The 9,129-nt window shown below is 71.5% G+C and carries 1 protein-coding gene; it reads right to left on the bottom strand.

Annotated features, from left to right (window positions below):
• Window positions 1–9,129, bottom strand: a 9,129-nt coding sequence (locus ACWEQL_RS38555; protein ID WP_452155625.1) for an amino acid adenylation domain-containing protein, incomplete at both ends; no start/stop codon positions are given.

Genomic DNA, 9,129 nt, shown 5'->3' with positions numbered 1-9,129 from the left:
GTCACCCGCCGCGATCACCACTCCGGCCAGGTCACGGGCCTGGGCGGGGGTGAGCTGGTGGGTGAGCAGGTCCAGATGCCCCGGGGTGAGCTTGACGAAGGAGAACGGACCGGCCGCGGCCAGGGCCGCACCCAGGGTCGCGGTGTCCAGGGCGTCGGGCAGCAGGGTGACGCTCTGGCCGGTGATCAGCGGGGTGAACAGGTTGGGAATGCCCAGGTCGAACGCAATCGAGGAGAACAGCGGGGCGCCGCCCGTACCGGCACTGCCGTAGATGTCGGCGGTGTGGCGCAGGTAGTTGACCAGGCCCTGGTGGTGGACGAGGACGCCCTTGGGGCGGCCGGTGGAGCCGGAGGTGTAGATCGCGTACGCCAGGTTCTCCCCGTCCACGGCACGCTGCGGCGCGGTGGACGGGTGCTGGTCGATGGTGGCGCGCTCGCGCTCGACGACCACAAGCGTGCCGTCGTACTGGGCACCGACCGTGTCGGCCAGGCCGGTCGAGGTGACGATGACCGGGGTGGCGGTGTCGGCCAGCACGTACGCCAGGCGGTCGGCCGGCCAGGACGGGTCCAGCGGCAGATAGGCCGCGCCGGCCTTCCACACGCCCAGCAGGGTCGGCACCAGATCGGCGCCGCGCTCCAGGCACACCCCGACCAGGACGTCGGGGCCGGCACCGAGGGCGGCCAGGTGGTGCGCGATGCGGTTGGCCCGCTCGTCCACCTCCCGATAGGTCAGGCGGGTGCCGTCGACGATGACGGCGACGGCGTCCGGGGTTACGGCAGCCTGGGCCTCGAACAGGTCGACGGTCAGACCCGCCGGCCACTGCACGGAGTCACCCGCGGCCCAGTCGGCCAGCTCCGCACGCTCCGCCTCGGGCAGGAACGCGACCCGCGCGTCCCCGTCCGGGTCCGCGGCCATCGCCTCCAGCACCAGCCGGTAGCGCTCCCCGAGCAGGGCGAGCCGCTCCCGACCCACCACGGCGACCGGGGCGCTGAGGTTCACCCGGTCCGGACGGGCCAGCACGTTGAGGGCGAACTCGTTGCCACCGTCGCCCATCGAACCGTCGGCATCGATCGGGCCACCGTCGACCACGTGGAAGTCCAGGTACTCGAAGAGGATCGAGACCAGATCCCCCGCGTTGCCGGCGGCCCGCTGCACGGACGGCAGCGGGTAGCGGCGGTGCGACCAGATCGCGGTCTCCGTCGCGTACGTCCGCTCGACCAGCTCGCGCCAGGTGCGCGCGCCCCGAGTGGCGGGGAACGGCAGGGTGTTGAGGTGCATGCCGAGCACGCGGTCGGCGCCCGGGGCCTCCAGACGACCGTGGTAGACGACACCGGTGTGGAAGGCCTCATCCGCGGTGAGCGAGCCCATGACCTTGAGGTGGGCCGAGAGCAGCACGCTCTTGAGCGAGGTCTTCGCCTCGGCGGCCAGCCTGCGCAGGCCGTCCTTGATGTCCAGGAACGGAACCGGGACACCGTGGCGCCCGTTCCCGCCCTCGCCCCAGGACTCGGGCAGGACCATCGGGGCGTGCTCGTCGACGACCTGCTGCCAGAAGGCCTGGGTCTGCGGGTCCGCGAGAGCGTCCTGCTCGGCGGCGATGAAGTCGGCGTACCGGACGGCGGGCGTCTCGTAGGCCGCCGGCTCCCGGCCGTCGCGCAGGCTGCGGTAGAGGGTCACGATCTCCATCACCAGGGTGTGGTAGCTCCACCCCTCGGTGACGGCGTGGATGTGGCTGAACGTCAGGCGCCAGGCCTCGTCCGACTCGATGTGCGCGGCGATCCGCAGCAGCGGGGCGGCGGTCAGGTCGAAGCCCGTCGCACGCTCCTGCTCGACGTAGGCGGCCGTACGCTCCGCCACCTCGGCCTCGGTCAGGCCGCGCAGGTCGTGCGCGGTGATCGGGACCTCGGCGGTGGCGTGCACCAGCTGGAGGGGCTGGCTGAAGCCGTCCAGGTGCATCGAGGTGCGCAGGATGTCGTGGCGGGCCACGACGGTGTCGACGGCCAGGCGCAGGACGTCGGGCGAGAACGACAGCGCGTCCGGGATCAGGAAGGAGTTGATGTTCCGGTACGTGTTGCCGCCCTGCGCCGCGAGCATCTCGACGAGCATGCCGGTCTGGATCTGCGACAGCGGGTAGGCGTCGACGACGTCAGCCGGGAGGGCGCTGCGGTCCTCCTCGCCGATGAGGGCAAAGGGCTGGACGGCGCTGATCAGCGACTCGCCCGTGCCGGTGCCCGGGAGGGCGGCGGCCATGACGGCGATGGTGCGCTGCTCGAAGACGTCCGGGATGGAGACGTCGTAGCCGGCGGCACGCATCGCTCCGACCAGGCGGACGGCCCGGATGGAGTCGCCGCCGAGGTCGAAGAAGCTGTCCTCCACACCCACCTGGGCCAGACCCAGCACCTCGGCCCAGATCGCGGCCAGGCGCTCCTCGATCGGGGTGCGCGGGGCGGTGTAGCGGGAGGCGGTGAAGGCGTCCAGGCCGGGGGCGGGCAGAGCACGCGTGTCGGCCTTGCCGTTGGTGGTCAGCGGGATGGCGTCCAGGGTGACGAACGCGGCCGGGACCATGTACTCCGGCAACGAGGCACCGAGGTGGGCGCGCAGGGCAGCGGTGTCGAGGACCGCATCGGCGACCGGGACGACGTAGGCGACGAGGGACTTCTCCCCTGCCTCGTTCTCGCGGACGATCACCACGCTCTGGCGGACCTCCGGCAGCTCACCGAGCGCGGTCTCGATCTCACCGAGCTCGATCCGGTACCCACGGAGCTTGACCTGCTTGTCGATCCGGCCCAGCGACTCCAGCGTCCCGTCCGCCAGACGCAGCGCGAGGTCACCGGAACGGTACAGCCGCGAGCCGGCCGGCCCGTACGGGTTGGGGACGAAACGCTCGGCGGTCAGCTCCGGACGGTTGAGGTAGCCACGGGCCACGGCCGGGCCGCTGACGTGGATCTCACCCGGTACACCCACGGGGACGAGGTGCCCGTGAGGGTCGAGGACGTGGATGGCCGTGTCGTCCATCGGCGAACCGACGGGACTGTGCGCCGACCGCGCCACGTCCTGGTCGGTGATCCGGTGATACGTCGAGTGCACGGTCGTCTCGGTGATGCCGTACATGTTCACCAGAGCCGTGCCCTCGGTGCCCACCCGCTCGGCCCACGGGCGCAGCTCCGCCATCTCCAGGCGCTCGCCCGCGAAGACGATCGCGCGCAGGGCGAGCCTGTCGATGCGGGGGTCGCCGTCACCGGCGAGCTGGGTGAGGGTGCGGAACGCCGACGGGGTCTGGCACAGGATCGTGGCCCGTTCGCTGACCAGCAGGTCCAGCAGCTCGTGCGGGGAGCGGCTGACCTGCCGCGGGACGACGACCAGACGGCCACCGTGCAGCAGCGCCCCCCACATCTCCCACACCGAGACGTCGAACGCGTAGGAGTGGAACAACGGCCACACATCCGCCGGCCCGAAGTGATAGTCCTCCCGCGTCGCCGTGAACAGCCGCACCACATTGCCGTGGGTCAGGCTCACGCCCTTGGGCAGACCCGTCGAACCGGAGGTGTAGATGACGTAGACCAGGTTGTCCGGACGCACCCCGGTGACCGGAGCCGTCGCCGGGCGGGCCGCGATCTGAGGCCCATCCGTGTCAATGAGCACACGGGTGCCCGAGAACTCCAGCTCACCCAACGAGGAGTGGGTGACGAGGAGTTCGGCCTTGGCGTCGGCCAGCATGTAGGCGAGGCGGTCGGCCGGGTTCGCCGGATCCAGCGGCAGATACGCCGCACCCGACTTCAGAATGCCCAGCAGCGCCGGGATCAGGTCGGGGCCACGCTCCAGCGACAGACCCACGATCCGCTCCGGACCCGCACCCAACGCCACCAGATGCTGAGCGATCCGGTTCGCCCGCTCGTCCAGCTCCCCGTACGTCAGGCTCAGCCCGTCGCTGGTCAGCGCGACCGCGTCCGGCGTCCGCGCGGCCTGCGCCGCGAACAGCTCGTGAACACACTCCTCCACCGGCACCTCGACCGTGGCGTTCCACGCGTCGAGCAGCAGGGAGAGCTCGGCCGCGGGCAGGTGGACGGCACGCGCGTCACCATCGGCGTCGGCGGCCATGGCCTCCAGCACCAGCCGGTACATCGCGCCCAGCCGCTCCAGGCTCTCCGCGGTGAAGTACTCCGTCGAGCTGCTGAGGTTGAAGTGCCCGCCCTGCGGGATCGCCATCAGCGCGAACTCGTTCGAACCGCCCGCCATGGTCGCCTCGACATCGACGGCGTCGGTGTCGACCTGGTGGAAGTCGTGGTGGTCGAAGAGCACGTTGACCAGACCGCCCGAGCCGCCGGCGGCGCGCTGGATGGCGGGCAGCGGATAGCGGCGATGCGACCAGATCGCGGTCTCCGTCGCGTACGTCCGCTCGACCAGCTCACGCCAGGTCCTGGCGCCCGCGGTGGTCGGGAACGGCAGGGTGTTGAGGTGCATGCCGAACACGCGGTCGGAGCCGGGGGCCTCCAGACGGCCGTGGTAGACCACGCCGGTGTGGAAGGCGGTCTCCGAGGTGAGGCCGGACATCACCTTGAGATGCGCGGCCAGCATGACGCTCTTGATCGAGGTCTTCGCCTCGGCGGCCAGCCTGCGCAGGCCGACCTCCAGGTCCGCGAACGGCACCCGGACACCCACGCGCTCACCCGGTTCGCCGCCCCAGGTCGCCGGCAGGGCCAGCGGGCCGTGGGCGTCGACGACCTGCTGCCAGAACTCCTGGGTCACCGGGTCGGACAGGGCGGTCCGCTCGGCGGCGATGAAGTCCGCGTAACGCACCGGGACGGGGGCCTGGGCAGCGGGCTCACGGCCGTCGCGCAGGTCCTGGTAGGCGCCGAGGAGCTCCATGAGCAGCGAGTTGAGCGTCCAGCCGTCGGTGATGGCGTGGTTGTGGCTGATCGTCAGGCGCCAGGCCCGGTCGGACTCGATGTGCGCGGCGATCCGCAGCAGCGGGGCGTTCGCCAGCTCGAACCCGCGGGTCCGCTCCTCCTCGACGAAGGCCGACGCGCGCTCCGCCACCTCGGCCTCGGTCAGGCCGCGCAGGTCGAACACGGCCACCGGAGCCTCGGTGACGGCGTGGACGAGCTGGAGCGGCTGGCTGAAGCCGTCCAGGTGCATCGAGGTCCGCAGGACGTCGTGCCGGGCGACCACCGTGTCGGCGGCGCGGCGGAAGGCCTCGGCGTCGAACGGCCGCTGATCGGGCAGCCGGAAGGAGTCGATGTTGTGGTAGACCGCACGGTCGGCCGACGCCATGACCTCCACCAGGATGCCGGTCTGCGCCTGGGACAGCGGGTAGGCGTCGACGATGTCGGCCGGGAGGGCCTCGCGGTCCTCCTCGCCGATCAGCTCGAACGGCCGGACGGCGGTGATCAGCGACTCGCCCGTACCGACGCCCGGCAGGGCGGCGGCCATGGCGGCGATGGTGCGCTGCTCGAAGACGTCACGGACCGAGACGTCGTAACCGGCGGCACGCAGCGCGCCGACCAGGCGGACGGCACGGATCGAGTCGCCACCGAGGTCGAAGAAGCTGTCCTCCACGCCCACCTGGGTCAGGCCCAGCACCTCGGCCCAGATCGCGGCCAGACGCTCCTCCAGCGGAGTGCGCGGCGCGGCGAAGCGGGAGGCGGTGAAGGCGTCCAGGTCGGGGGCGGGCAGGGCACGGCGGTCGGTCTTGCCGCTGCTGTTGAGCGGGATGGCGTCCAGCGTGACGAACGCGGCCGGGACCATGTACTCGGGCAGCGTGACGGCCAGTTCACGGCGAACGGCGGTGACGTCCGGCTCGCCGCCGTCGGTGACGACGTAGGCGACCAGGGTCTCCTCCCGGACCACGACCACGGCTTCGCGGATCCGGTCGAGGCCGCTGAGGGCGGTCTCGATCTCACCGAGTTCGATGCGGTAGCCGCGGAGCTTGATCTGGTTGTCGATCCGGCCGAGGTAGTCGATGCTGCCGTCGGACAGGAACCGGGCGAGGTCACCCGTCGCGTACAACCGCGAGCCCGCCGGGCCGTACGGGTTCGGGACGAACCGCTCGGCGGTCAGCCCGGGGCGGTCGAGGTAGCCGCGGGCCACGCCCGGGCCGCCGACGTGGAGCTCTCCGGGGACACCCACGGGCACCGGCCGGCCGGCCCGGTCGAGGAGGTGAACGGTCAGGTCGTCGAGGTGGCGGCCGATGACACTGCGACGCGGGCCGGACAGTTCGGCCGCCGTCACCCGGTGGAAGGTGGCGTAGACCGTGATCTCGGTCGGGCCGTACATGTTGACCAGGGCCGGAGCGTCCCAGCCGAACCGCCCGGTCCAGGCGGCCAGGTCCGGCACGTCCAGACGCTCGCCGGCGAACACGACCATGCGCAGGGCCAGGCCCTGGACGGCGTCGTCGATCACGGTCGCGGCCAGCGAACGGAACGCGGACGGGGTCTGGCACAGCACCCCGACCCGCTCGCGCACCAGCAACTCGGCCATCTCCTGCGGAGAACGCGCGATCACCGACGGGACGACGACCAGACGGCCGCCGTGCAGCAGGGCACCCCACATCTCGAACACGGAGACGTCGAAGGCGTACGAGTGGAACAGCGCCCACACCTCACCCTCGGCGAAACCGACCTGCTCCCGCGCCGCGGTGAACAGGCGCACCACGTTGGCGTGGGTGAGGCTGACGCCCTTGGGCAGGCCGGTGGAGCCGGAGGTGTAGATGACGTAGACCAGGTTGTCCGGGCGCACGTCCGTCACGGGGGCGGTCGCCGGGCGGGCCGCGATCTCCTCCGCATGGGTGTCGATGAGTACACGGGTGCCCGAGAACTCCAGCTCACCCAACGACGAGTGGGTGACGAGGAGTTCGGCCTTCGCGTCGGCCAGCATGTAGGCGAGGCGGTCGGCCGGGTTGGCCGGGTCCAGCGGCAGGTAGGCCGCGCCGGACTTCAGGATGCCGAGCAGCGCCGGGATCAGGTCGGGGCCACGCTCCAGGGAGAGGCCGACGATCCGCTCGGGGCCGGCGCCCAGGGCGATGAGGTGGTGGGCGATGCGGTTGGCCCGCTCCTCCAGCTCCGCGTACGTCAGGCTCAGGTCACCGCTGGTGAGGGCGACGGCGTCCGGGGTGCGGGCGGCCTGGGCGGCGAACAGCTCGTGGACACACTCCTCCACCGGCACCTCGACGGTGGTGTTCCACGTGTCGAGCAGCAGGGAGAGCTCGGCCGCGGGCAGGTGGGCGGCACGCGCGTCACCATCGGCGTCGGCGGCCATGGCCTCCAGCACCAGCCGGTACATCGCGCCCAGCCGCTCCAGGCTCTCCGCGGTGAGGAACTCCGAGGAACCACCCAGCTGGACGGTGCCACCGCTGGCGATCACGTTGAGCGCGAACTCCGTGGTGCCCTGGTTGAGCGAGGCCTCGACGTCCACCGCGTCGGTGTCGACCTGGTGGAAGTCCTGGAACTCGAACATGACGTTGATCAGGCTGCTGTTGCCCGCGGCCCGCTGGACGGCGGGCAGCGGGTAGCGGCGGTGCGACCAGATCGCGGTCTCCGTCGCGTACGTCCGCTCGACCAGCTCGCGCCAGGTCGCGGCGCCCCGGGTGGTCGGGAACGGCAGCGTGTTGAGGTGCATGCCGAACACCCGGTCGGCGCCCGGTGCCTCCAGACGGCCGTGGTAGACCACGCCGGTGTGGAAGGCCTCGTCCGCGGTGAGCGCGGACATCACCTTGAGGTGGGCGGCCAGCATGACGCTCTTGAGCGAGGTCTTCGCCTCGGCGGCCAGCCTGCGCAGCCCGTCCTCCAGGTCCGCGAACGGCACCCGGGCCTTCACCGGCCCGCCCGGCTCACCGCCCCAGGCGGCGGGCAGAGCGAGCGGGCTGTGGGCGTCGACGACCTGCTGCCAGAACTCCTGGGTCGCCGGGTCGGACAGGGCGGTCCGCTCGGCGGCGATGTAGTCCGCGTAACGGACGGCGGGCATCGCGTACGCCGCCGGCTCCCGGCCGTCCCGCAGCGCCTGGTAGGTGCTGAGGAACTCCATGAGCAGCGAGTTGATGGTCCAGCCGTCGGTGATCACGTGCAGGTGGCTGACCGTCAGACGCCATGCCCGGTCGGACTCGACGTGGGCCGCGAACCGCATCAGCGGGGCGGACGTCAGGTCGAAGCCCGTGCGGTTCTCCTGCTCGACGTAGGCGCGGGCCTGTTCGTCGATCTCGGCCTGGCCCAGGCCGCGCAGGTCGTGGACCGCGACCCGGATCTCGGCGGTCGCATGGACGAGCTGGAGGGGCCGGCTGAAGCCCTCCAGGTGCATCGAGGTGCGCAGGATGTCGTGCCGGGCCACCACGATGTCGGCGGCGCGACGGAACGCCTCGGCGTCGAAGGGACGGGAGTCCGGGATCCGCGAGGAGTTGATGTTCCGGTAGACGTGCTCGTTCTCGGTGGACATCAGCTCGACGAGCATGCCGGTCTGGATCTGCGAAAGCGGGTAGGCGTCGACGACGTCAGCCGGGAGGGCCTCGCGGTCGTCCTCGCCGATCAGCTCGAACGGCTGGACGGCGGTGATCAGCGACTCGCCGGTGCCGACACCCGGGAGGGCGGTGGCCATGGCGGCGATGGTGCGCTGCTGGAAGACGTCGCGGATGCTCACGTCGTAGCCGGCCTCACGCATCGCTCCGACCAGACGGACGGCGCGGATGGAGTCTCCGCCGAGGTCGAAGAAGCTGTCCTCGACGCCCACCTGCGGCAGGTCGAGGACCTCGGCCCAGATGGTGGCGAGGCGTTCCTCGACGGGGGTGCGGGGGGCGGTGTGGCCGGTGCCGGGAGTGGTGTCGGTGACCGGGGCGGGTAGGGCGCGGGTGTCGATCTTGCCGTTGGCGGTGAGGGGGATGGCGTCGATGGTGAGGTAGGCGGTGGGGACCATGTAGTCGGGCAGGACGGTGCCCAGGTGGGCGCGCAGGGCGGTGGTGTCGAGGTCCGCACCGGTGGTGATGAGGTAGGCGGTGAGGCGCTTGTTGCCGGGGTGGGGTTCGCGGACGGTGACGACGGTGTCGGTGATGTGGGGGTGTTCGCGCAGGCGGGCCTCGATCTCGCCGAGTTCGATGCGGTAGCCGCGGATCTTGACCTGGTTGTCGATGCGGCCGAGGGTCTCCAGGGT

This window comes from Kitasatospora sp. NPDC004240 (assembly GCF_053603215.1).
This window is presented reverse-complemented; position numbering and strand designations above follow the sequence as displayed.